At 62.9% G+C, this 23,409-nt stretch carries 23 protein-coding genes; 18 read left to right on the forward strand and 5 right to left on the reverse strand.

The window, feature by feature from the left end:
- The 5 genes from JQ621_RS26320 to xylB form a co-directional block, all read right to left on the reverse strand.
- Positions 1-200 (reverse strand): GDP-mannose 4,6-dehydratase (locus JQ621_RS26320; RefSeq protein ID WP_212238481.1); only part of this gene is annotated, 200 nt, incomplete at its 3' end.
- Positions 201-374: 174 nt separating this feature from the next.
- The gene (locus JQ621_RS26325; protein WP_212238483.1) at positions 375-1,322 is read right to left on the reverse strand and encodes an ABC transporter substrate-binding protein; all 948 of its coding nucleotides are present in this window, start codon (positions 1,320-1,322) and stop codon (positions 375-377) included.
- 77 nt (positions 1,323-1,399) lie between these two features.
- On the reverse strand, positions 1,400-2,440 hold the full coding sequence (locus JQ621_RS26330) for an ABC transporter permease subunit (RefSeq protein ID WP_212238485.1): 1,041 nt from the start codon (positions 2,438-2,440) through the stop codon (positions 1,400-1,402).
- Positions 2,433-3,956: a sugar ABC transporter ATP-binding protein gene (locus JQ621_RS26335; RefSeq protein ID WP_212238487.1), complete on the reverse strand. Its 1,524-nt coding sequence runs from the start codon at positions 3,954-3,956 to the stop codon at positions 2,433-2,435. Before JQ621_RS26335 ends, JQ621_RS26330 begins: the two co-directional genes overlap by 8 nt.
- Positions 3,957-4,082: 126 nt before the next feature.
- On the reverse strand, positions 4,083-5,528 hold the full coding sequence (gene xylB / locus JQ621_RS26340; RefSeq protein WP_212238859.1) for a xylulokinase: 1,446 nt from the start codon (positions 5,526-5,528) through the stop codon (positions 4,083-4,085).
- A 236-nt stretch (positions 5,529-5,764) separates the two neighbouring features.
- Between xylB and JQ621_RS26345 the strand changes: the two genes are divergently transcribed.
- The 18 genes from JQ621_RS26345 to JQ621_RS26430 all read left to right on the forward strand — a co-directional run bounded on the left by JQ621_RS26345 (position 5,765) and on the right by JQ621_RS26430 (position 23,400).
- On the forward strand, positions 5,765-8,140 hold the full coding sequence (locus JQ621_RS26345; RefSeq protein WP_212238489.1) for a glucose/quinate/shikimate family membrane-bound PQQ-dependent dehydrogenase: 2,376 nt from the start codon (positions 5,765-5,767) through the stop codon (positions 8,138-8,140).
- Positions 8,141-8,313: 173 nt separating this feature from the next.
- On the forward strand, positions 8,314-8,538 hold the full coding sequence (locus JQ621_RS26350; RefSeq protein ID WP_212238491.1) for a hypothetical protein: 225 nt from the start codon (positions 8,314-8,316) through the stop codon (positions 8,536-8,538).
- A gap of 478 nt (positions 8,539-9,016) precedes the next feature.
- On the forward strand, positions 9,017-9,331 hold the full coding sequence (gene groES / locus JQ621_RS26355; RefSeq protein ID WP_212238494.1) for a co-chaperone GroES: 315 nt from the start codon (positions 9,017-9,019) through the stop codon (positions 9,329-9,331).
- Between the two features lie 36 nt (positions 9,332-9,367).
- The gene (groL, locus tag JQ621_RS26360) at positions 9,368-10,987 is read left to right on the forward strand and encodes a chaperonin GroEL (protein WP_212238497.1); all 1,620 of its coding nucleotides are present in this window, start codon (positions 9,368-9,370) and stop codon (positions 10,985-10,987) included.
- 112 nt (positions 10,988-11,099) lie between these two features.
- A complete protein-coding gene (locus tag JQ621_RS26365; RefSeq protein ID WP_212238500.1) occupies positions 11,100-11,429 on the forward strand; it encodes a hypothetical protein in 330 nt (109 codons plus the stop codon).
- Between the two features lie 62 nt (positions 11,430-11,491).
- Positions 11,492-11,680, forward strand: a complete 189-nt coding sequence (locus tag JQ621_RS26370) for a hypothetical protein (protein WP_212238503.1) — start codon at positions 11,492-11,494, stop codon at positions 11,678-11,680.
- A gap of 228 nt (positions 11,681-11,908) precedes the next feature.
- Complete coding sequence (locus tag JQ621_RS26375) at positions 11,909-12,367, forward strand: Hsp20 family protein (RefSeq protein WP_212238508.1); 459 nt, start codon at positions 11,909-11,911, stop codon at positions 12,365-12,367.
- Positions 12,368-12,448: 81 nt separating this feature from the next.
- Positions 12,449-12,940 carry an Hsp20/alpha crystallin family protein gene (locus JQ621_RS26380; protein ID WP_212238511.1) on the forward strand — a complete coding sequence of 164 codons (492 nt, stop codon included), beginning with the start codon at positions 12,449-12,451 and terminating at the stop codon, positions 12,938-12,940.
- A gap of 82 nt (positions 12,941-13,022) precedes the next feature.
- Positions 13,023-13,361 (forward strand): hypothetical protein, encoded by a 339-nt coding sequence (locus JQ621_RS26385; RefSeq protein ID WP_212238513.1) that lies wholly within the window; start codon positions 13,023-13,025, stop codon positions 13,359-13,361.
- Between the two features lie 137 nt (positions 13,362-13,498).
- Positions 13,499-14,602, forward strand: a complete 1,104-nt coding sequence (locus tag JQ621_RS26390) for a trypsin-like peptidase domain-containing protein (RefSeq protein WP_212238515.1) — start codon at positions 13,499-13,501, stop codon at positions 14,600-14,602.
- Between the two features lie 312 nt (positions 14,603-14,914).
- Positions 14,915-15,355: a MerR family transcriptional regulator gene (locus JQ621_RS26395; protein WP_212238521.1), complete on the forward strand. Its 441-nt coding sequence runs from the start codon at positions 14,915-14,917 to the stop codon at positions 15,353-15,355.
- A 4-nt stretch (positions 15,356-15,359) separates the two neighbouring features.
- Positions 15,360-15,917, forward strand: coding sequence for a cysteine hydrolase family protein (locus JQ621_RS26400; RefSeq protein ID WP_212238523.1), 558 nt, complete (start codon positions 15,360-15,362; stop codon positions 15,915-15,917).
- A 554-nt stretch (positions 15,918-16,471) separates the two neighbouring features.
- A complete protein-coding gene (locus JQ621_RS26405) occupies positions 16,472-16,792 on the forward strand; it encodes a helix-turn-helix domain-containing protein (RefSeq protein WP_212238860.1) in 321 nt (106 codons plus the stop codon).
- Positions 16,792-18,807: a hydrogenase 4 subunit B gene (gene hyfB / locus JQ621_RS26410; RefSeq protein ID WP_212238525.1), complete on the forward strand. Its 2,016-nt coding sequence runs from the start codon at positions 16,792-16,794 to the stop codon at positions 18,805-18,807. The genes JQ621_RS26405 and hyfB overlap by 1 nt, the downstream gene beginning before the upstream one ends.
- Positions 18,798-19,754 carry a respiratory chain complex I subunit 1 family protein gene (locus JQ621_RS26415; RefSeq protein ID WP_212238527.1) on the forward strand — a complete coding sequence of 319 codons (957 nt, stop codon included), beginning with the start codon at positions 18,798-18,800 and terminating at the stop codon, positions 19,752-19,754. Before hyfB ends, JQ621_RS26415 begins: the two co-directional genes overlap by 10 nt.
- Before the next feature lie 5 nt (positions 19,755-19,759).
- A complete protein-coding gene (locus tag JQ621_RS26420) occupies positions 19,760-20,422 on the forward strand; it encodes a hydrogenase-4 component E (RefSeq protein ID WP_212238862.1) in 663 nt (220 codons plus the stop codon).
- Complete coding sequence (locus JQ621_RS26425) at positions 20,419-21,870, forward strand: hydrogenase 4 subunit F (protein WP_212238529.1); 1,452 nt, start codon at positions 20,419-20,421, stop codon at positions 21,868-21,870. The genes JQ621_RS26420 and JQ621_RS26425 overlap by 4 nt, the downstream gene beginning before the upstream one ends.
- A gap of 18 nt (positions 21,871-21,888) precedes the next feature.
- Positions 21,889-23,400 (forward strand): hydrogenase large subunit, encoded by a 1,512-nt coding sequence (locus JQ621_RS26430; protein WP_212238531.1) that lies wholly within the window; start codon positions 21,889-21,891, stop codon positions 23,398-23,400.
- The last annotated feature ends 9 nt before the right edge of the window (positions 23,401-23,409 follow it).

Here is a 23,409-nt window from a genome sequence, read left to right on the forward strand (position 1 = left end):
GTCATGTCGCCGTAATGCATCAGGAACGGCACGTTACCGAGATGCGGATCCTGGTAGAGATGATCGACGCGCGCGGTGTTGAACGAGGACGAGCGCCGCTTGATGCCGTGCACGACATAGCCGAGCGACAACAGATGCTCGGCGAGATAGGCGCCGTCCTGCCCGGTCACGCCGGTGATGAGAGCAACCCGCTCAGCCATGTCAGAAATTGCTCCCGATAGCGTCCATGGGCGCGGCCATCCGGTTGCCCCGCCGTCAAAAAGGCCCCTTCTTTGACATATCGGTCGCTAGGGTCAACCTCACATGCGCGCCCCGGGGTTTCCCGGGACGCGACACGCGAATTGGGTCGTAACACCCAGAAGCTGCGGGGGGCGTTACTGCGACCGGTCCGAGGTCCAGCCCTTGTAATCCCCGATATTGTCGCGGGTCACGAGCTTCGAGGGCAGCAGCTCGACGGTCGAGGCCGGCTTCTGCCCATTGAGAATGCCGACGCCGACCTGCACCGCGCGCCGCGCCATGAAGAACGGGTCCTGCGAGGCCGAGGCCTGGATCTGCGGCGAGCCGGCATCCTTGAGCGAGGCCTCGATGTCTGGCGCGCCGTCGACCGACGTAATGATGATGCCGCTGCGGTTCTGCTGTTTTGCCGCGAGATCGGTGCCGATCGCCTGCGGGTCGTTGATGGCGAAGATGGCGTCGATCTTGGAGAAACGGGTCAGATAGCCCTGCGTGACGGTGAGGCCGCCTTCGCGAGAGCCCTTGGCGTCCTGGTCGCTGGACAACACCTTGATCCCCGCATTCTTGCCCAAGACGTTTTTGCAGCCGGTGACGCGATCGATCACGGCCGAGACCTGCGGCCCATTCTCGATGATGACGTCGCCCTTGCCGCCCAGCTTGTCGACGATGTACTGGCACGCGATCTCGCCGGCCTGGACGTTGTTGGTGGTCACCGTGGCATCGGCGCCCTCGGCCGCGGTGTCGACCGCGACGACGACGATGCCCGCCGCCTGCGCCTTCTTGATCGCCGGCCCGATCGCCTTGGGATCGCCCGGGTTGAGCAGGATCAGGTCGACGCCGGCGGCGATGAAATTGTCGATCTGGGTCACCTGCTTGCCGAGATCATATTCGAAGCCAACGGTGGTGATCTTTACATTGGGATTGGTCTTCTTGGCCTCGAACTCGGCGCCCTTCGACAAGGCGACAAAGAACGGGTTGCCCATCGAGCCCAGCGAAACGCCGATCGACTTGAGCTCCTTGGCAGAGGACGGTGTGGTGGACAGGGCAAGCGCCATCGCTGCGCCGGCGAGCATGGTGGTCTTCAACATTGTCTTCCTCCCTGGTCTGTCTTCATCCCCGGGCACGGCAGACCAGTTGCCGCAACCGAATTTTGAACCGCGCAATCTCAAGTTCTGGCCGAGCCTTGCAGCCGATAGCGATCCAGCGCCACGGCGCCGATAATCACCAGGCCCTTGATCACATATTGCCAGATGTCGGAGACGCCAGTGAGGATCAGGCCGTTCGAGAGCACGGCGATGATCAACGCGCCGACCAGCGTTCCCCAGATCGAACCGATGCCGCCGACAAAGGAGGTGCCGCCGAGGATCACCGCGGTGATGGCGTCGAGCTCGTAGCTCTGGCCGAGCTGCAAGCCGTTGGCCGCATAAAGCCGCGCCGCCTGCATTGCGCCGCCGAGGCCCGCCAGCAATCCCGACACGCCATAGACGAAGATCAGGACGGCCCAGACCTTGATGCCGGCAAGCCGCGCCGCGCTCTCGTTGCCGCCGACCGCATAGATGTGCACGCCGAGCACGGTTCGCCGCAGCACGAGCCACGACGCCAGAATGACGAGCAGCGCGATCACCGAGAGCCACGGGATCGACGCCACGCCGGGTATCAGCGTCAGCGAGCCATTGCCGATGAAGGCATAGGGAATCGACGGGTTGAACACCGTGGTGTCGGCGCCGAGCAGCCGCGCCAGACCGCGCACGGCAGTCAGCGAGCCCAGCGTGACGATAAAGGGCGGCAGGCGCAACAGTGCGATCAGCGCGCCATTGACGACGCCGAAGCCAAGCCCGGTGAGCACCGCAACCGGCAGCCACAGCGCACTCAGCTCGGACAGTTTGGACATCGTCAGGCCCGCCATTGCGGATGCCGCCAGGATCGAGCCGACCGACAGATCGATGCCGCCGGTGAGAATGACGAAGGTCATGCCCGCGGCAAGCACGGTGTTGACGGCAGCCTGTTGCAGGACGATGCCGAGATTTTGGCCGGTGAAGAAGCGGCCCTCCGACATATAGTGAAAGCCGATGCAGAGCAGCAGCAGCACCGGCAGCATGCCGGCCGCGCGGATCATGAGCCTGATGCGTTGGCGCTTCGTCGCCTCGGCAACGGCAGGACTGTTTGCTGTCGCGGCGTTCGCCTGCGTCGATCCGTTATCAGGCATCGAGATGCTCCGTCCCCGTCGCGAGGGCCATGATGTCTTCCTGGGTCAAAGGTGCCGTCTCGGTTCGCCTGACCTCGCCTGCGATATGCCCTGACCGCATCACCAGGACGCGGTCGCAGATGCCGATGATTTCAGGCAGATCGGACGAAATGACGAGGATCGCGGTGCCGGCCTTGGCGAGATTGTCGATGATCGAATAGATCTCCGACTTGGCGCCGACGTCGACGCCGCGCGTTGGCTCGTCGAGGATCAGCACCTTCGGCGCAATGGCGAGCAAGCGCGACAACAGCACCTTTTGCTGGTTGCCGCCGGAGAGGCCTCCGGCGGGCACACTGACATTGGCGGCGCGAATGCTGAGTCCCGCAAACGCCCTGTCGGCGCGCTCGCGCGCCTTGTCGCGATCCAGGAACCAGCCGAGTTTGGCATCGCGCCCGAGCACGGCAAGATTGATATTGTCCAGGCACGACATGTCGAGGAACAGGCCAAGCGCCTTGCGATCCTCGGTCAGATAGGCAATGCCGGCCGCGAGGGCTTCGCCGGGCGTGCGGATGTCGATCGGCTGGCCTTCGAGCTCCAGACGGCCCGAAATCTTCGGTGCTGCACCAACGATCAGATGGGCAAGCTCGGTGCGACCGGCGCCGATCAGGCCTGCAAGCCCCACCACCTCGCCCGCATGCACGGTGAGCGAGCAGCCCTTGACGCGCCGCCCGTCCGACATGTCGCTGGCCGTGAGAACAGGATGCCCCTTCCCGGCCCCGGGATCATGATCCTTTTTATAGAAAGACGACACGTCGCGCCCGACCATCATGCGGACGATGGCATCAGCACGGATATCCTGCTTGTCGAGCGAGCCGACCAGTCGGCCGTCGCGCAGCACGGTGACGCGGTCGCCGAGTGCATAGACCTCGTCCATGCGATGCGAGATATAGATGATGGCAAGCCCCTCGGCGCGAAGTTGCCGGATCAGGGTAAACAGCCGCTCGCTCTCGCCGGCGGACAGCGCCGTGGTCGGCTCGTCCATGATCAGGATCTTCGATCGCACGTGCAGCGCACGCGCGATCTCGACGAGCTGGCGCTGCCCCATGGACAGATGTGCCACCAATGTCGATGGCAGGAAGTCCGCGCCCAGACGCTGCAGGATCGGGCCGACACCCTCGCGCATGGCGCCGCGCGCCAGCAAACCTGAACGCGACATCTCGCGGCCGAGATAAATATTCTCCGCAACGCTCAGATTGGGGGCCAAAGACAGTTCCTGATAGATGATCGAGATGCCGGCGGCGCGGCCGCCGAGCGGACCCTCGATCCGCACCGGTTTGCCCTCGATACGGATCTCGCCACCGGGATCGGGCCGGTAGGCGCCCGACAGGATTTTCATCAGGGTCGATTTGCCGGCGCCGTTCTCACCCATCAAGGCATGAATCTCGCCTGCATAGACCGTCAGGTCAACCGCACACAGCGCCTTGATGCCGAAGAAGGATTTCGAAACTCCCCGCATCTCGAGGATCGGCTCATTCATCGTGCCTCCCGGCGCACAACGCGTTTGCTGTCCGCGTCTCGTTTGTTCAGCGCGGTTCGCCCATTAAACAAAACGCCGCAGCGCAGGGCAACAGCGAACAGGCAGAAATGCGGACGCAATGCGCTGCTAGTGGCGCCGCCGATACAGTTCGCGCCAAGCGGGAAGCCGCTCGGCATAGGATTCGACCAGCGTGCGATCCGGCTCGAATGTCTCGACGCGTTGCGGTGGCGTGCAGACGGTTGCGATTGCCTCGCCGGTGACAGCTAGCCGCCCCAATCTCGCCGCACCGAACGCGGCTCCCGTCTCTCCATCGGCAAAGCGATGGATCGGAACATCGAGAACGTTTGACAGCACCGATAGCCAGAACCGGGATCGCGAACCGCCGCCGATCACATCGGCGTCCGTCACCGCGATGCCGGCATCGCCAAGCGCGTCCCGGCAATCGGCGAGCGCGAAAGCAACGCCTTCGAGCACGGCCTGCACGATCGCGGTGCGGTCGGTGCCGTGACTGAGGCCCTCGAGCATGCCGCGTACAATTGGATCGTCGTGCGGCGTTCGCTCGCCCGCAAGATAAGGCAAGAAGCTCACGGGCGAGGGCGCCTGTGGGCGCGGCCCCAGCGGCGCAAGCAGCTCGGCCTCGGCGACGCCGAACAGGCGCGCGGCCCAGGACAGACAAGAGGCCGCCGAGAGGATCGCGCCGGCCTGAATCCACATTCCGGGGATGGCGTGGCAGAAGGTGTGCACCACGCGGTCCGGATTGGCGGCGATATGGTCGGTCGGCGTCAGCAGGGCGCCTGAGGTTCCCAGCGAGATGAACGCGGCTCCGGGTTTGATCGCACCGATGCCGACGGCGCCCGCGGGATTGTCGCCGGCGCCGCCCGCGATCATCGGGCGCCTCGCCATGCCCCAGCGTTGCGCAAGCTCGCCGCGCAATGCTGCCGCGGGCGCGCATCCCTCGACCAGACGCGGCATCTGCGCCCGCGACAGGCCCGTCGCGGCCAATGCGGCATCCGACCAGTCCCGGCGCGCCGCGTCGAGCCACAGGGATCCCGATGCATCGGAGACGTCTTCGATCGCCTCGCCACAAAGCACCAGGCGCAGATAGGCCTTGGGCAGCAGGACGCGTTTGGTTGCCGCGAAGATCTCGGGCTCGTGCGTCGCAATCCAGAGCAGCTTTGGCGCCGCAAAGCCCGGCATCGCTTTGTTGCCCGTGATCGCACGCAAGGCCGGCCAGCGTTGCTCCAGGATGCGGCACTCCGCGGCGGAACGTCCGTCGTTCCAGAGGATGCAGGGCCGCAACGGCTTGTCATTCGCATCGAGCAGCGTGGGGCCGTGCATCTGCCCGGAGAGTCCGATGCCTTCGACCGCGGCCAGCTGTTGTCCATGCGAGGCCTTCAAGGCGTCCAACGTGGCAAAGGTCGCCTCGATCCACTGCGCAGGATCCTGCTCGTAAAACCCTTGATGCGGCGAGGCGATCGTCAGCGCCCGGCTCTCGCTCGCAATCACGCGCTGGGCGCCGTCGACCAGAACGGTCTTGACGGCCGAGGTGCCGAGATCGATGCCGAGATACATGACGGATGTGGTTCCCGAATTGGACATGAGCCGCAACAATGATCCCATTCATTGAGCGCGCAATTCCAGACCAAGACTTATCACGTCGAATTGCAAGTTTTTGCGGCGGATGTTGCGTGGGCGCAGCAGTTGAAGGTTGCCAGCCGTGGTTGACTGGACCACATTGATCGCAACCAAGTGCCGTCTGCTGCGTTTGCAATGGATCGGCTCGATCCCCTTGCCGCGCCGGAGCAGCCATGCAGCGATCCAGGGCCGTCTTCATCACCGGTCTCGTCTACGCCGTGATTGGCCTGGTGCTCGCGGGCGGCGGCCTTTGGCTCGCCGCGTTGGGTGGATCCATCTTCTATGCCGTTCTCGGTGTCGGCATTGTCGCGACGGCGGTGTTGCTGCTGCTGCGCCGCCGCTCGGCGCTGTGGCTGTTTGCGATCGTACTGGTCGGCACTCTGGCGTGGGCCATCTCCGAAGTGCAATTCGACTGGTGGCCGCTCGCATCGCGCGGCGACATCGTCTTCCCCATGGCGCTCTGGCTCCTGACGCCGGTGATCGTTCGCGGTCTGCTGCGAGATCAGCCGGTATCCTCCCGAGGCGCGACGCTGCCACTCTGGATCGGCGTAGCCGCTACTTCCATTGCGCTCATCATCGCGCTGCTGTCCAGCTATCACGACGTCAACGGCACGATTTCCGAGCAGGCGTCGACGGTCCCGCAAAGCGAAGGCGATCCTCAGCCGGATGGCGACTGGCGCGCCTATGGGCGCACGCAATTCGGACAGCGTTATTCGCCGCTGAAGCAGATCACGCCCGACAATGTGGGAAGGCTCGCGGTCGCCTGGACATTCCGCACCGGCGACGTGCCAACGCCGGAGGATTCCGGCGAGACGACCTTCGAGGTGACGCCGATCAAGGTGCGCGACACGCTCTATCTCTGCTCACAGCACCAGGTGCTGTTTGCGCTGGACGCCCAAACCGGCAAGGAACGCTGGCGCTACGATCCCAAGCTCGTGTTCAACAAGACGTTCCAGCATATGACCTGCCGCGGGGTCTCCTATCACGAGACCGCGGCGGGTGCCGTCGACAGCAGCGGCGGTCCCGCGCCAGCCGAATGTCCCCGGCGGATCTTCCTGCCCGTCAATGACGGGCGCATGATCGCCCTCGATGCCGACAGCGGCAAGCTGTGCGAGGGCTTTGGCGATCACGGCAGCCTCGACCTCCAGCAAGGCATGGGAAACAAGACGGCGGGCTTCTTCGAGCCGACGTCGCCGCCTGTCGTCAGCGACAGGATCCTGGTCGTCGCCGCCGCGGTGATCGACAATTATGGGGTCGATGTGCCCTCGGGCGTGATCCGCGGTTTCGACGTCTACAGCGGCAAGCTGGTCTGGGCCTGGGACTCCGGTGCGGCGGATGAAAACGAACTGCCCTCGCCGACGCGTCACTACACCAACGGTTCGCCGAATTCGTGGATCACAGCCTCGTTCGATCCGAAATTGAACCTCGTGTACATCCCCACCGGCAACAACGGGCCCGACATTTGGGGCGGCAATCGCAATGCGCTGGTCGAGCGCTATTCCAGCTCGATCGTCGCGCTGGACGTCAACACTGGCAAGCGCGCCTGGTCGTACCAGACGGTGCATCACGATCTCTGGGACATGGACGTTCCCTCGCAGCCGAGCCTGGTCGATGTGACCACGGCCAAGGGCGTCGTTCCCGCGATCGTCCAGCCAACCAAGGTTGGCAACATTTTCGTGCTCGATCGGAGGACCGGCGAGCCGATCGTGCCGGCGCCGGAACGCGCCGTGCCGCAAGGCGCCGCGCCCGGCGACCGCACCGCGCCGACGCAGCCGTTCTCCGAGCTGACGTTCCGCCCCGAGGCGAAACTGACCGGCGCTGACATGTGGGGCGGCACGATCTTCGATCAGCTGCTGTGCCGGATCATGTTCCACCGCCTGCGTTACGACGGCACGTTCACCCCGCCGTCGCTGCAAGGCACGCTCGTCTTCCCCGGCAATCTCGGCATGTTCGAATGGGGCGGCATCGCTGTCGATCCGGTGAGACAGATCGCCATTGCCAACCCGATGTCGTTGCCGTTCGCCTCAAGGCTCATTCCGCGCGGCCCGCAAAATCCGCCCGCGCCGACCGCCGAGAAGCCTGTCGGCAGCGAGGTCGGGACGCAACCGATGTATGGCACGCCATTCGGGGTGGAGATCTGGAGCTTCCTGTCGCCGCTCTCCGTGCCGTGCTACCGGCCGCCATGGGGCGCGATGGCTGCGATCGACCTGAAGACGATGAAGATCGTCTGGCAGCATCCGAACGGCACGATCCGGGACACCACGCCGCTGCCGCTGCCCTTCAAGATGGGCGTGCCGATGCTGGGCGGACCGATCACGACCGCAGGCGGTGTCGCATTCTACACCGGCACCTACGAGTACACGATCCGGGCCTACGACGTGCGCGACGGCAAGGTGCTCTGGCAAGACCGCCTGCCGGCCGGCGCCCAGTCGACACCGATGAGCTACGAGGCCGGCGGCAAGCAATACGTCGTCACCGCGGCCGGCGGTCACGGCTCGTTCGGCACCAAGCGCGGCGATTATGTCATCGCCTACGCGCTGAAGGATTGAACCGGGCTCGTTCGGCCCGGGCTGCTTCGCTACGCCCGATTCCGGCCACCGAGACCTTGCGCGCGCGGTGCGCGGCGGCTTGACAACTTTTCCGGCGCGAATATTTTCGGCGTGGAAAGTGATTCCGTATATCAGAATTAAAGGACAGTGGACGACCGTCAGGAGTGACGACGATGATTGATGATGACTTGGCGCGCTTGCGCGCGCATCGCGACAACATTCACCGTTACCGCCGCCTGCTTTGCACGCAGTTGTCTGAGCTGGAACGCCAGTTTGTCCAAAAGCGCCTCGCCGAAGAGGAATCCGCTTTCGAGGCCTCGGCCGCCCCGGCTCTTCCAGTCGGCCTCTTTTCAGTTAAATCCCAGACTGCGAACGTTAACACGGGGGCTCGCCCATGAGCAGCGTTCGAGAGGCGCTGATACGCTGCAGCGAAAAGGTGATCGGCCACTACCGGTTTCTTTACACGAGCGCGAAATCCGATCACGAACGCGACCTTTACCGTACGCGAATGGAGCGTGAGCAGCGGCTGCTTGACGATCTCCGAAGCGGATTGGGGGATCGTCGGGCGGCCTGAAAGGCACGCCTTCGAATTCGCCCAGCGTCTTGCAACAGAGTTTGACCATCCCGGTCGTCGGGTCGTGACGACCGACATTGTCACTCGCTTGAAGGGTCTCGGCCATCCTCCCGGCCGGGGCCCTTTTTCGCAGATCAAACCCGACCGTCTGCAGACGCCCACTATCGAGCATCAAGCCGAAGACATTTTTTTGAACAGACCTCTTGAACGGAAAAATTCGCGCTCCAAGTTCGTTTTCCGCCTGGGGGCCGGTTCCGGACCCGGGTTTTGGACATCGCTGAACCTAATCAAGGAGGATGTGCATGCATTTCCGACCACTGCACGACCGTGTGCTCGTGCGCCGTCTCGATGCCGAGCAAAAGACCGCTGGCGGCATCATCATTCCCGACACAGCCAAGGAGAAGCCGCAGCAGGGCGAGATCATCGCGGCTGGTCCCGGCGGGCGCAACGAGCAGGGACAGCTCGTGGCTCTCGACGTCAAGCCGGGAGATCGCGTGCTGTTTGCGAAATGGTCGGGCACCGAGGTCAAGATCGATGGAGAAGAACTCCTGATCATGAAGGAGAGCGACCTTTTGGGCGTCATCGAAAAGACCGGCGCGCTGAAGAAGGCCGCTTGAGGCTGACAGTCATTGAACGGAAAGGAGTGATTCAACATGGCTGCCAAGGACGTCAAATTCGCAACCGAGGCCCGCGAGCGCATGCTGCGCGGCGTCGACACACTGGCCAATGCGGTGAAAGTCACGCTCGGTCCCAAGGGACGTAACGTCGTCATCGAGAAATCGTTCGGCGCCCCCCGCATCACCAAGGATGGTGTCACGGTCGCCAAGGAGATCGAACTCGAGGACAAGTTCGAGAATATGGGCGCGCAGATGGTGCGCGAAGTCGCTTCCAAGACCAACGATCTGGCGGGCGACGGCACCACCACCGCGACCGTGCTGGCGCAAGCCATCGTCAAGGAGGGCGCCAAGGCCGTTGCGGCGGGCATGAACCCGATGGACCTGAAACGCGGGATTGATCTGGCGGTCGAAGCCGTGGTTAGCGACCTCAAGACCCACGCCAAGAAGGTCACGTCCAACGACGAGATCGCCCAGGTCGGGACCATCTCGGCCAATGGCGACACCGAGATCGGCCGCTTCCTCGCCGACGCCATGCAGAAGGTCGGCAATGAGGGGGTGATCACGGTCGAAGAAGCCAAGAGCCTGAACACCGAGCTCGAGGTCGTCGAAGGCATGCAGTTCGACCGCGGTTACGTCTCGCCCTACTTCGTCACCAACGCCGAGAAGATGCGGGTCGAGCTCGAAGACCCCTATATCCTGATCCACGAGAAGAAGCTCTCGGGCCTGCAAACCATGCTGCCGCTGCTCGAGCAGGTGGTGCAGTCCGGCAAGCCGCTTCTGATCATTGCCGAGGATATCGAAGGCGAAGCGCTCGCCACCCTCGTCGTCAATCGCCTGCGCGGCGGGTTGAAGGTCGCCGCCGTCAAGGCGCCGGGCTTTGGCGACCGCCGCAAGGCGATGCTCGAGGATATCGCGATCCTCTCCGGCGGCACCGTGATCGCCGAGGACCTCGGCATCAAGCTCGAGAACGTCACGATCAAGATGCTTGGCCGCGCCAAGAAGGTGGTGATCGACAAGGAGAACACCACGATCGTCGACGGCGCCGGTGCCAAGAAGGACATCGAGGCGCGGAGCCAGCAGATCAGGGCGCAGATCGAGGAGACCACCTCCGACTATGATCGCGAGAAGCTGCAGGAGCGGCTGGCGAAGCTTGCCGGCGGCGTCGCGGTGATCCGTGTCGGTGGTGCGACCGAGGTCGAGGTGAAAGAGCGCAAGGATCGCGTCGACGACGCGTTGCATGCGACCAGGGCGGCCGTCGAGGAAGGCATCCTGCCGGGCGGCGGCGTGGCGCTGCTGCGCTCGCTGAAGGCTCTCGACGGCGTCAAGACCGCCAATTCCGACCAGAAGGCGGGCGTGGATATCGTCCGCCGCGCGATCCAGGTTCCCGCGCGGCAGATCGTCCAGAACGCCGGCGAAGACGGGTCGGTGATCGTCGGCAAGCTTCTGGAGCACGAGAGCTACAACTGGGGCTTCAATGCTGCGACCGGCGAATACCAGGACATGGTGAAGGCCGGCGTCATCGATCCTGCCAAGGTCGTACGCACCGCGCTGCAGGACGCGGCCTCGGTCGCTTCGCTGCTCATCACCACGGAAGCTCTGGTGGCGGACAAGCCGAAGAAGACGGAAGCCGCGCCGGCTCCCGCCATGGACTTCTAACGCGTATCGGGCCCGGCCGATCCGGCCGGGCCCACCTTTCGATCAAGCCGGAAAGGACGATTGGACTTCGCGACCATCACCTGGATCTGTTTTCGAACGGTAGGAGCATGAAATGATCAAAGATCACGTCACGTTCTCCGCTCGGGCGGAGAATTCTCGCAAGTTACGCAGTCTCCTCGCACTGACGATCGGCAGCGTCATGTCGATGACAGCGTACGCGGCCCATGGCACGGAGGCACCGAGCCTTGGCTCCAGAACAGGCGCCGTCGAACAAATTGCACTGCCGCCGATCCCCTATCTGGACACGATGCCATGGCTGACCTGGCGGCCCGCGTCGACGATGAAGGTCGATACATGGCTTTCGCCAATTCCGGAGCTGCCGCGTTTGAGAGTTGATCCCTCGCCGCCCGATCGCAGTGGATCGCTGCCGGCGACGAGCTAGCCGGGAATGGAGCGGCCGTTTGCCGGCCGCTCCATTCTCTATCGGAGGCCGGTGGAATTGCCATGCCGCATCATCCCATCTCCAGCGACACGCTGGCATTCATGATCGAAGGCCAGCAGCGTGTGATTTCGCATTGCGAGAGGCTTTTAATGGTTAACGAGCTTCCTGCCGAGGATCGCGCTCGTCTTCTGCGCCTGCGCGACGAGGCTGAATCCGAGCTGGCCCGGCTGACCTTCGCACAAGCCGCCTGATCCAGCGTTCCGAGAGGGCTGGAAGCCGCGGCCGAGCGGTTTGAAGAATTTTTCGAGCCACCCTCTTGAAAACGTCGGCCGTTTTTCTAAATCGATTTTCGCCGCGAGAGCGGTATGCCGAACGCCAGATTCGGGTTCGGCATGGGCGCCGGACCGGGTCGTCGGACCGTTCCGAAACCTCGGCCTTGCGCTCCTTCGTATCCATCTTGCTCTTTGGAGGACTTGGCTATGAGGACACTCGACTTCGCGCCCCTGTGGCGCTCCACGATCGGCTTCGATCACCTGGCCGACCTCGTCGATTCGACGCTGCGTCAGACGACCGAAGACAACTATCCCCCCTACAACATCGAACGCTTCGGCGAAGACCACTACCGGATCACACTGGCGGTGGCCGGCTTCGGCGTTCAGGACATCGCTGTGACGGCGGAGCAGAACGTGCTGACCGTCGAAGGCAGGAAGTCCGACGGCGCCGCGCGCGAATACCTGTACCAGGGAATCGCCGCCCGTCCGTTCCGGCGCGTGTTCAACCTCGCTGAGTACGTCCAGGTCAAGCAGGCCTCGTTCCAGGACGGTCTGCTGATCATTGATCTGGTGCGCGAGGTGCCGGAAGCGATGAAGCCCCGCCGCATCGAGATCGGTACGGCACCATCCTCCTCACCCCAGATCGCGCAGAAGAAAGCAGCTTAGGCGCGATTTGAGCATCGAGACGGGGCGTGCGGCGCGCAAAGCGTCCGCACCCCCTTCCCCATGAACAAGTGAGGTCAAACAATGGCTATTCGTGATCTGATTCCGTGGTCGAAACCGCAGGAGCTTGCGCCCGCACGGGACAGCTTCGATCCGTTCCTGACCCTGCACCGCGAAATGAATCGTCTGTTCGACGATGTCTTTCGCGGCTTCGGCGGCCCGCCCCTCGCGTCAGTGATGGAAGGTCGTTTCGCCTGGCCGAAGGTCGAGCTCAGCGAAACCGACAAGGCATTGACCGTGTCGGCCGAACTGCCCGGGATGACAGAAAAGGACGTTCAAGTGGAAATCAGCAATGGCGTCCTGACCATCCGCGGAGAGAAGAAAGCCGAACGCAATGGCGAAGGCCGGTACTTCAGCGAGCGCTACTACGGCGCCTTCGAGCGCCAGATTCCGCTCGACGACGTGCAGGAGGACAAGGTTGATGCGACGTTCAAGAACGGCGTCTTGACCGTCTCGCTGCCGAAATCGGACAAGCCGCGCGAGGGCGTGAAGCGCATCGCGATCAACGCGCAATGATCTGCAACAGGAAACGGCGGCCCCACGCCGCCGTTTCTCCCCACAGCCATCCCTTGGAAAGGAGAGATCAGGGAGCACGACGATGACGAGCACCGGAGTCAATGCCCACAATCTTCATCCAATCTTTCACCCCGCCACTCACCACGATTCCCCGGCGGACATCCTGAACGATAATGAGCTCTCCACGCCGGAGAAGCGCATCATCCTGTCGTCCTGGGCGTCCGACATGTACGCGGTGGAGTCCCGTCCGGCGCTGCGCGAGATTCCCGGCATGAGCCACACGATCAAGCTTGCCGATATTCTCGCGGCACTGCGCCGGCTCGATGGCGACAATGACAACGACGATCCTCCGCGCGGCGGAGGCGTGCCGATGCGCCTGCGGCGGCCCGGGGCCGCCGCGCAGGGAGGTACGGTGCGATGATCACGCATGCCATCCTCGGGCTCGTCCTGTTCGGAAATTTGGCCGCGGCGGTGACCGTTCCGTTTATCGCCTGGCTTCCCGTAAGCGACCACGATGGTCAGCCGATTGTCTGATTTCGTTCCTGAAGAGGCATCAAAATGCGACTGCTGCGCCTGCTGCTTTCTGTCTGCGTATTGACGTGCGCGGCCTCGACTCCCGTGACAGCGCAAGTCCCCGACCTGAAGACTGGCGGCTCGATCCCCACGCTTGCGCCGCTGGTGCGGCAGGTTACCCCGGCGGTGGTCAATATTTCCGTGCACGGCCGGGTTCGTGAAGACAATCCGCTTTACCGCGATCCGATTTTCCGCGAGTTCTTCGACGCCCCAAGGCAGATCGAGAAAGAGGTCAATGCGACCGGATCGGGCGTCATCGTGGATGCCCTGCGCGGCTACGTTCTCACCAACAATCACGTGGTCGAAGGCACTGCCACGGTCCAGGTCACCACCAAGGACGGCCGGCAATTTTCGGCGAAAGTGGTCGGTCGCGATCCGCCGACCGATGTCGCCGTGCTCCAGATCCAGAATCCGGTCGGACTCAAGGCGCTTACGTTTGGCGACAGCGACGCGCTGGAGGTCGGGGACTTCGTGCTGGCAATCGGCAATCCTTTCGGGCTTGGCCAGACCGTCACCTCCGGTCTGGTCAGCGCGCTCGGCCGCACCGGGCTCGGCAAGCAAGGCTATGAGGATTTCATCCAGACGGATGCCGCGATCAATCCGGGCAATTCGGGCGGCGCGCTCGTCAGCCTGCGCGGCGAACTGATCGGCATCAATTCGGCGATCATCTCGCCTGCCGGAGGAAATGTTGGAATCGGCTTCGCCATTCCGGCCAACATGGCGCAGAAGGTCATGGCGCAGATCATCGCGACCGGGCGGGTTGAGCGCGGCCGCATCGGCGTTTCGCTGCGCGACTTGAGCCAGTCCGAGAATCAGGACCGCCGTCCGGGTGCGGTCATCGCCGAGGTGGCGGCGGATTCGCCGGCACAAAGGGCGGGCCTGCAGAAGGGAGACGTCGTCACCAACGTCGATGACCGCCCTATCAGGACCGCAGCGCAGCTGCGCAATGAAATCGGACTTGCCCGGATCGGCCAGAACGTGAAACTCACCGTGCGGCGCGATAATGCTCCGTTGTCCGTCGTGGTGCAGGTCGCGCGTCCGCCGGAACAGAGCAATGCGTCCGTCGCGACCGGTCGCCGCCTCCATTAGGCTGCTTCCGGTTTCTGATATCGCGGAGAACACGACGCGCATCGGAGATGCGCGACACTGGACAGCGGCATCGTGGGCAGAAGCAAGCGCGTCCATGATACGGCCCCAGCGGCCAGCCCGCCGCCAACGAACGGCGAAGACAAGATCATTTTCCGTAGGAGATTACCTGTCTTGTTTGACACGTAAGAATCCGACGTACGGGCCCTCTTTCCGTTTCGAAATCATCGTCCCGCGGCGCGATCGACGTGCCGACTCGACCCTTGACTCCGTACCTTAGTACGGATGCTATCGAGTAGGTCGGAGACGGAAGTCATGGCAAAAACCAGAACGATCGGTCGACTGGCGAAGGAAGTCGGAGTCGGTGTAGAGACCATCCGCTTCTACGAACGCAAGGGTTTGATAAAGCAGCCCCGCAAATCCGAGGGACCGCGCCACTATGACGACAGGACGCTTGCTTCGCTTCGTTACTTGAAGCTTGCCCAGCGGCTCGGGTTCACCCTGAAGGAAATCCAGAGCCTGCAAGGAAAGTTGACCAGCAAGCAGACTTTCTGCGCCTCCTTGCGCGCAATGGTCGAAGACAAACTGGTTTCTCTCGAACGAGAGGCAGAGGCTATTGCGCGGTTGAAGCAGGAATTGAGCGGATTCCTGCAGCGTTGCCGTAGTCGCGATCCAAGCTTGCCCTGCCCGATCGTCGAGGAACTGGCAAATCTTGACTCGGCGGTGGTCGCCGCCGCCTCTCCACGACGGAGTTAGACAAATGCAATCTGCAACGACGGCCCCAACGCCGGGCCGCGCACTTCTGTTGATCGACTTTCAGCGAGATTTCATCGAATCTTCCGGCAGAATGCCCGTTGCCAGGAACCAAGTTGCTTCGGTATTGAGAGCGGCCGCAAAAGCAATTGCCGATGCCAGGCGAGCAGGCGAATTCGTTTTAGCCATTGGCAACGAGTTTCGGCCGAACGATCTCTTCATGAACCTGCTCCGCAGGCATGCGAGCATCGCGGGTTCCGACGGGGCAAAGTGGACGGAGAAGCTGCCCATCGACGGCGCGGTGTATTTCCCGAAATGGTCGGGAAGCGCGTTCGTCAATCCCGACTTGGACAAATGGCTTAAGGAGAAGTCCGTTACAAAACTGGTGTTGGCGGGACTTCAGGCGAAAGCATGCGTCACTGCCACCGCGAAGGACGCACTCGCAAAGGGCTATTCGGTGGAGGTTCTGGCCGACGCCATAGCGTGCGTCAGCGACGCCACGCGAGCCCGTGCGCTCAAACGACTTCAAACCAAAGGCATCACTGTCCTGCGTGATGCCGGGTAATTGTCGTGCCGGTCGCTATCGGAGCGAAGCGGACATAGCCAACGGCTTTGGAGTACACGACCCAAGTCCATGAAAAGACTGGAGCGCGTGAAGGGAATCGGCTCCTCGTATTCAGCTTGGAAGGCGGGATGCTTTCAGCCCCGTTCTGACATTCTCACAATTTTGGACTCGCGGCCGCCAATACTGACATTCACTGATGCTAGGCATTTGACGCGTCATTGATTCTCGTCGGGCGGTCTTCGAGAAAATGAGCGTGTTGGTCGCCGATCTGAGCCAAGGCCGACGTCATCGGCACAGCCTGAAAGAAACGGCAGCCGCCTCCCGCCCCCGATCGGCTCAAAGAAGCACTGAGACACGACCGTTTGCGGCCGATGTCCCCGTTCAGGCTGCACGGCGATCCCGTGTCAGTCCTTCCGCAAACCCGTATTCCAACACCGGAACGCAGCCCTTAGAATAGATGTCTTAGATATCATTTATTGACAAGATTACCTCACTAGTTAGGATACAAAAATGATTCAATCCTGGCCGGGATCCCGAGGGTGAAGCAGATATCGATGATCACGGCCGCTCAATTGCGGGCTGCCAGACTGCTTCTGGGCATCGATCAGCGCCGGCTTGCCGAACTCTCCGGACTCTCGGTGCCAACAATCCAGCGAATGGAGGCGAGCGAAACGATGGTTCGAGGCAATGTCGGTTCGCTCGTCAAGTTGATCGCCGCATTCGACGCAGCAGGAATCGAGATGATCGACGAAGGCGCCGTCAGCAACTCTCGAGGACGCGGCGTGCGACTGAGGATGAATTTGGACTCGGAAGAGACCCACCCGCACAATCAGACAGAACAGGACTCATCGAACGGAACGAGGGGCTCTGCCTGATGTCTCCCGTCGTTCTGCAAATGTCATGCGTCGCGGGATTGTTGGGGATCGCCGTGCTCGCGATCATTCTCAGTGGCAGGAAGACCGCCACGACAACCATCTACTGCGCCACCGCAGCGGTTTCCTGTGTGGCATTGTTCGGATCGGTCCGCTTCCTGGTCGGCGATGCAGCGAATGCCTCCGGCCTGATCTTGCCGATCGGGCTACCGTGGCTCGGCGCCCACTTCCGCCTGGATGCGCTGGCGTCGTTTTTTCTTCTTGTGGTCAATCTCGGTGGGGCGTCGGCAAGCCTTTATGGTCTGGGCTACGGCCACCATGATCCGGCGCCGCAACGCGTGCTGCCTTTCTTTCCCGCCTTTCTGGCCGGCATGAATCTTGTGGTGCTGGCGGACGATGCGTTTTCCTATCTGCTCTGTTGGGAATTCATGTCGCTGGCGTCATGGGCGCTGGTCATGGCGCATCACCGCGAGCCGGGCAATGCGAAGGCAGGCTACGTCTATCTGGTCATGGCGAGCTTCGGTACGCTGGCATTGCTATTGGCCTTCGGTCTGTTGGCCGGACCGACGGGAGACTACGGATTTGCGGCCATTCGGGCGGCCCCGCACACCCCTTATGTCGCCACGCTCGTGTTGATCCTGATGTTGTTTGGCGCCGGCTCGAAGGCCGGCCTTGTGCCGCTGCACGTCTGGCTGCCGCTCGCCCATCCCGCAGCGCCAAGTCACGTTTCGGCCCTGATGAGCGGCGTCATGACCAAGGTGGCGATCTACGGCTTCATTCGCGTCATCTTCGATCTGCTGGGGCAGCCAATCTGGCCCGAGAGTGTCGTCGTGCTTTTCCTCGGCGGCATCACCGCCGTCATGGGCATTCTCTACGCCTTAATGGAAAAGGATCTGAAGCGCCTGCTGGCCTACAGCACGATCGAGAATATCGGCGTCATCTTTGCCAGCCTCGGCCTTGCCCTGGCCTTCCAGGCCAATGGGCAGAAGCTGGCGGCGGCGCTCGCCTTCACCGCCGCGCTGTTCCACGTGCTCAATCACTCCTTCTTCAAGAGCCTGCTGTTTTTTGGAGCCGGCGCCGTCCTGACCGCGACCGGCGAGCGCGACATGGACAAGCTCGGTGGTCTCATCCATCGCATGCCCTTCACCAGCTTCGTCGTTCTGGTTGGCTGCGTCGCGATCTCGGCACTGCCGCCCTTCAACGGCTTCGTTTCGGAATGGTTGATGTTCCAGGCCGTGCTGCAAAGCCCGGAGTTGCCGCAATGGGCACTGAAAATCATGGTGCCCGCGGTCGGCGCGCTATTGGCCCTGGCGGCGGCGTTAGCCGCAGCATGCTTCGTCAAGGCGTTCGGCGTGACGTTTCTCGGCCGGCCGCGCAGTCCGGCTGCAGAAACCGCCCACGAGGTCGATCGGTACTCGTTGTCGGCCATGTCTATCCTTGCCGCGCTTTGCCTGCTTGCCGGAATCCTGCCGGGGCTGGTGATCGATGCGCTTGCGCCGATCACGATCGATATCCTGGGTGGCCGCATGCCGGTCCAGGCCAATGAAGCCTGGCTTTCGATCGCACCGATCGCGGAGAGCCGCAGTTCATACAACGGCTTGCTGGTGATGCTCTTCATCACGATATCGGCTTCCATCTCCGTATTCGTGATCCATCGCTTCGCCTCGCATGCGGTACGGCGGGGACCCGCGTGGGGTTGCGGTTTTTCCGATCCCACGCCGGCGGCCCAGTATTCGGCTGCAAGTTTCGCGCAGCCGATCCGCCGCGTTTTCGGCACATCCGTGTTCCGCGCCAGCGACCATGTCGATATGCCCGCGCCCGGAGACGTCAGGCCGGCGCGGCTCAGGATCGAACTGCACGATCTGGTCTGGGAGGGACTCTATCGACCGATCGCGGGCGCGGTCGGCTTTTCTTCCGACCGGCTCAACCGCCTGCAGTTCCTGACCATCCGACGATATCTCAGTCTCGTCTTTGCCACCCTCGTCACCCTGCTTCTGGTGCTTGCGATATGGTCGTGATCTCGGACATCGTGGTGCAGGGTGGGCAGATGCTGCTGGTGCTGCTGCTTGCGCCGCTTCTGACCGGCTTCGTCCGCAAGATCAAGGCGAGGCTGGTACGCCGCCAGGGTGCCTCGGTCTTCCAGCCCTATCGCGATCTGCTGCGCCTGCTTCGCAAGGAGGTGGTGCTGGCCGAGAACGCCTCGTGGCTGTTCCGGGTGACGCCCTATGTGACCTTTGCGGCGATCTGGGTTGCCGCGGCCCTGGTGCCGACCTTTGCGACGGGCCTGTTGTTCAACTGGACGGCCGACCTGATCGCCATCGTTGCGCTGCTCGGAAGCGCGCGCTTCTTTCTGGCGCTTGCCGGAATGGACATCGGCACCAGCTTCGGCGGCATCGGCTCCAGCCGCGAAGTGATGATCGCAGCCCTCGCCGAGCCCGCGATGCTGCTGGTTTTCTTCTGCATTGCGCTGGTTGCCGGCTCGACCCAACTTTCGACCGTCGCCAATTTCATGGCCTCGTCCTACGTCGGACTGCGGGTCTCGCTGGGAATGGCGGTCATCGCACTCATAATGGTGGCGCTGGCCGAAAACGCGCGCATCCCGATCGACAATCCCACCACTCACCTGGAGCTCACCATGGTGCATGAGGCAATGGTGCTCGAATATTCGGGCCGCCATCTCGCCATGATCGAATTCGGCGCGTTTCTCAAGCTCCTGCTCTACATCTCGCTGATCGCTTGCGTGTTCTTGCCCTGGAAGATCGCCCTGTTCGGCGCCGGCCCGTTGGCCTACGCCGTCGGCGCCGGTGCCTACGTCGTCAAGCTGGCGGCTGCCGGCTTTTTCCTTGCGCTGTTCGAGACCGCCACCGCCAAGATGAGGGTCTTCCGCATTCCGCAATTTCTGGGGGCCGCGCTCATGCTGGGCTTGCTCGGTACGCTCCTCCTGTTCGTGTCGAGGAGTTTCTGATGCAGATGCACAGCCTCGCCTTCGACATCTCGCACACGCTTGCCGGCGGCCTCGTCCTGATCAGCTTCATGATGCTGTACCAGGACAGGCTTTATTCGCTGCTCAACGTCTTCGCACTCCACGCCGTGGTCCTCGCACTTTCCGTCGCCTGGCAGGCCTACATCCAGGACGCGCCTCATCTCTACATCACGGCGGCCATCGCCCTTGTCTTCAAGGCCATCGTCATTCCGGTGGCATTGCATCGTATCGTCAAGCAGCTCGGCATTCATCGCGACATCGAGTCGGCGCTGAGCATCGGCCCGACCATGCTGGCCGGGATGGCATTGGTCGCCCTCTCCATGGTCCTGATGCTGCGGGTCACCGCCGACGCCGATCCATTGGCCCGTGAGGATCTTGCCTTCGCATTGTCGGTCGTGCTTCTCGGACTCCTCGTCATGGTGACGCGGCGCAATGCCGTCAGTCAGGTCGTCGGATTCATGTCGCTCGAGAACGGACTGGTGCTGGCAGCGACCGGCGCCAAAGGGATGCCGCTGGTCGTCGAAATCAGCGTCGCTTTCTCGATCCTGATCGCCTTCATCGTCATCGGCATCTTCCTGTTCCGGATCCGCGAGCGCTTCGATTCGGTCGATGTCTCCGCCCTCGACGATTACCGGGGCGAGCGAAGATGACCATGACCTCCCTGGATCCCGTGTCGGCGGTCCTGCTGATCCCGATCGTTTCGGCTGCGTTGCTTGCCGTGCTGCCCGGCTACCGGCTGACGGCGCGGTTGAACGTCGTCGCCAGCCTGTTGACCTTTGTTGCGGCGCTCTCGCTGTTCGTTGTCGAACGTCCCCAGCCGGGGGCGTACGTGCTGGTCGACGATCTCAATATCGTCTTCATCGTGCTCAATACTTTCGTAGGCTTCACGACCAGCATCTTCAGCGCCAGCTACATCGCCCACGAACTCGAAACCGGGCGGCTCACGCCGGTGTACCTGCGCTTCTACCATGCCATGTACCAGATCATGATGTTCGGCATGAATCTGGCTTTCGTGTCGAACAATATCGGCCTGATGTGGGTCGCGGTCGAAATCGCGACGCTCACCACGGTGCTGATGGTCGGGATCTATCGCACGCACGCGGCCCTGGAAGCGGCGTGGAAGTATTTCATCCTCGGCAGCGTCGGAATTGCGTTCGCCCTGTTCGGCACGATTCTCGTCTACATGGCGGCGGGCCCGATCGTCGGCGAGGGTCAGGATGGCATGATATGGACCCTGTTGATCCAGCATGCGGCGGCCTTCGATCCGGCCCTCCTCAACGTCGCTTTCATTTTCCTGTTTCTCGGTTACGGAACCAAGGTCGGCCTCGCGCCGCTGCACGCCTGGCTGCCGGACGCCCACGCCGAGGGCCCAACTCCGATATCGGCCGTGCTGTCGGGCCTGTTGCTGAACGTCGCGCTTTATGCGCTGCTGCGCTTCAAGATCCTGCTTGCCGCCAATCCGCACGCGATCGCTCCGGGCCCGTTGATGGTGACGATGGGCCTCGTCTCGCTGATCTTTGCAGCATTCATGCTGTACCGCCGGCGGGACATCAAACGGCTGTTCGCCTACTCCTCGATCGAGCACATGGGCATCATTGTCTTTGCGTTCGGAATGGGCGGTCCGCTTGCCAATTTTGCCGGGCTGCTGCACATGGTCATGCACAGCCTGACCAAGTCGGCGATCTTCTACGCCGTGGGCCACATCTCCCAGATCAAGGGTACGCAGAGGATCAACCGGATCCGGGGCCTGACGGTGACCCATCCGGCGCTTGGCTGGGGGTTCGTGGCCGGCGTCGTCGCAATCGCCGGGTTGCCGCCGCTCGGCATCTTCATGAGCGAATTCCTCATCGTGAGCTCGACCTTCGCACGCCAGCCACTGCTCGCGATCGCGCTGGTGTTCGGGCTTCTCCTGGCCTTTGGCGCCTTGACGTTGCGCCTGACGAGCGTCGCATTCGGCGAGCCTCGCGGCAGCAAGGCGTCTGCGGAAGCCTCCTACGTGCCGATGCTTGCGCATATCGCATTGGTTCTGTGTGCGGGAATCTATCTTCCCGCACCGCTCGTCGTCTGGTTCCAGCACGTGGCACGCCTTCTTGGATAATCGAGGGATGAACGGGATATGCCGTCGCTGATCGATCTGGTGCTGGAAGGCCGCGCGAACCCGCAGCACCTGCCCTGGCCGCGCAGCGTGGTCGATGCTTCCGTTTGGGCGTTTGCCGCCAACGAGCTGGCACAGGGGCGCTGGGGCCTGCTCGGCCTCTGGGGCGAGCCTTCGACGGCCCACATGGCGATCATCGACCGCGACACCACGGAAATCGCCGTCGTCAGCATCGATTGCCCCGATCGCGTCTATCCCTCGGTCAGCAAGCACCACCCGCCGGCGCTTCGTCTGGAGCGCACGGTCAACGACTTGTTTGGATTATCGGCAGAAGGTTTGCCCGACCCCCGGCGCTGGCTCGATCACAACCAATGGGGCCTACGGTTCCCGCTCGGCGATCGCATCGACGCGTTGTCGATCGCGGCGCCCTACCGTTTCCTGCCCGTGGAAGGCGATGGCGTGCACCAGATTGCAGTCGGGCCCGTGCATGCAGGCATCATCGAGCCCGGACATTTCCGCTTTTCCGCCAGCGGGGAAACCGTGGTTCGGCTGGAACAGCGGCTCGGATATACCCACAAGGGGATAGAAGGGCTGATGCGGGGCGCACCGATCGAGCGCGCCGCTCAATTGGCCGGACGGGTATCGGGCGACAGCACCGTCGCCTACGCCTACGCCTTTTCGAGGGCCGTCGAGGCAGCGCTGCAACTCGTCGTGCCGGATCGCGCGGTCTGGCTGCGGGCGCTGCTTGCGGAACTCGAACGGCTCGCCAACCATCTCGGCGACATCGGCGCGATCTGCAATGACGCGTCCTTCGGCTTGATGCAGGCCCACTGCAACGTGCTGCGCGAGAACCTTCTGCGCGCTGCGAACAGCGCCTTCGGCCACCGCCTGATGCGAGACGTCATCATCCCCGGTGGATCGGCTCGCGACCTCGACGCCGTCGGGCAATCAGCCATCCGTGCGGCGCTCGCCAATGTCCGGGCGCGATTTCCCGAATTGACCGAACTTTACGACAACACCGCCTCGCTTCAGGATCGGACCGTCGGTACCGGCATCGTCGCTGCCGCGCTGGCAAGGCAGTACGGTGCGGGAGGATATGTCGGGCGCGCGTCCGGGCGCGCGTTCGACGCCCGTCGGGCTCCGGGCTATCCCCCCTATGACGATCTGAGCTTCGAGGTACCGGTGCTCGAGGAGGGTGACGTGAACGCCCGCGTCTGGATTCGGATTCGGGAAGTCGAGCAGAGTCTTTCGCTGGCCAACCAGATTCTGGACCGCCTTCCCGACGGCCCGTTACGCATACCAGTCGGTGCCGAAGCGGGACCGCGCGAGGGCATGGCTTTGGTGGAAGGTTTCAGGGGCGACATCATGGTCTGGCTCCGGCTCGACGGCGACCGGGTCGAGCGCTGCCATCTTCGCGATCCATCCTGGTTTCAGTGGCCGCTGCTCGAAGCCGCCATCGAAGGCAACATCGTCGCCGACTTTCCCCTCTGCAACAAATCGTTCAACTGTTCCTATTCCGGACAGGATCTGTAGGGGGAGACG

It is taken from the genome of Bradyrhizobium manausense (genome assembly GCF_018129685.1).
GTDB classification, from domain to species: Bacteria; Pseudomonadota; Alphaproteobacteria; order Rhizobiales; family Xanthobacteraceae; genus Bradyrhizobium; species Bradyrhizobium manausense_D.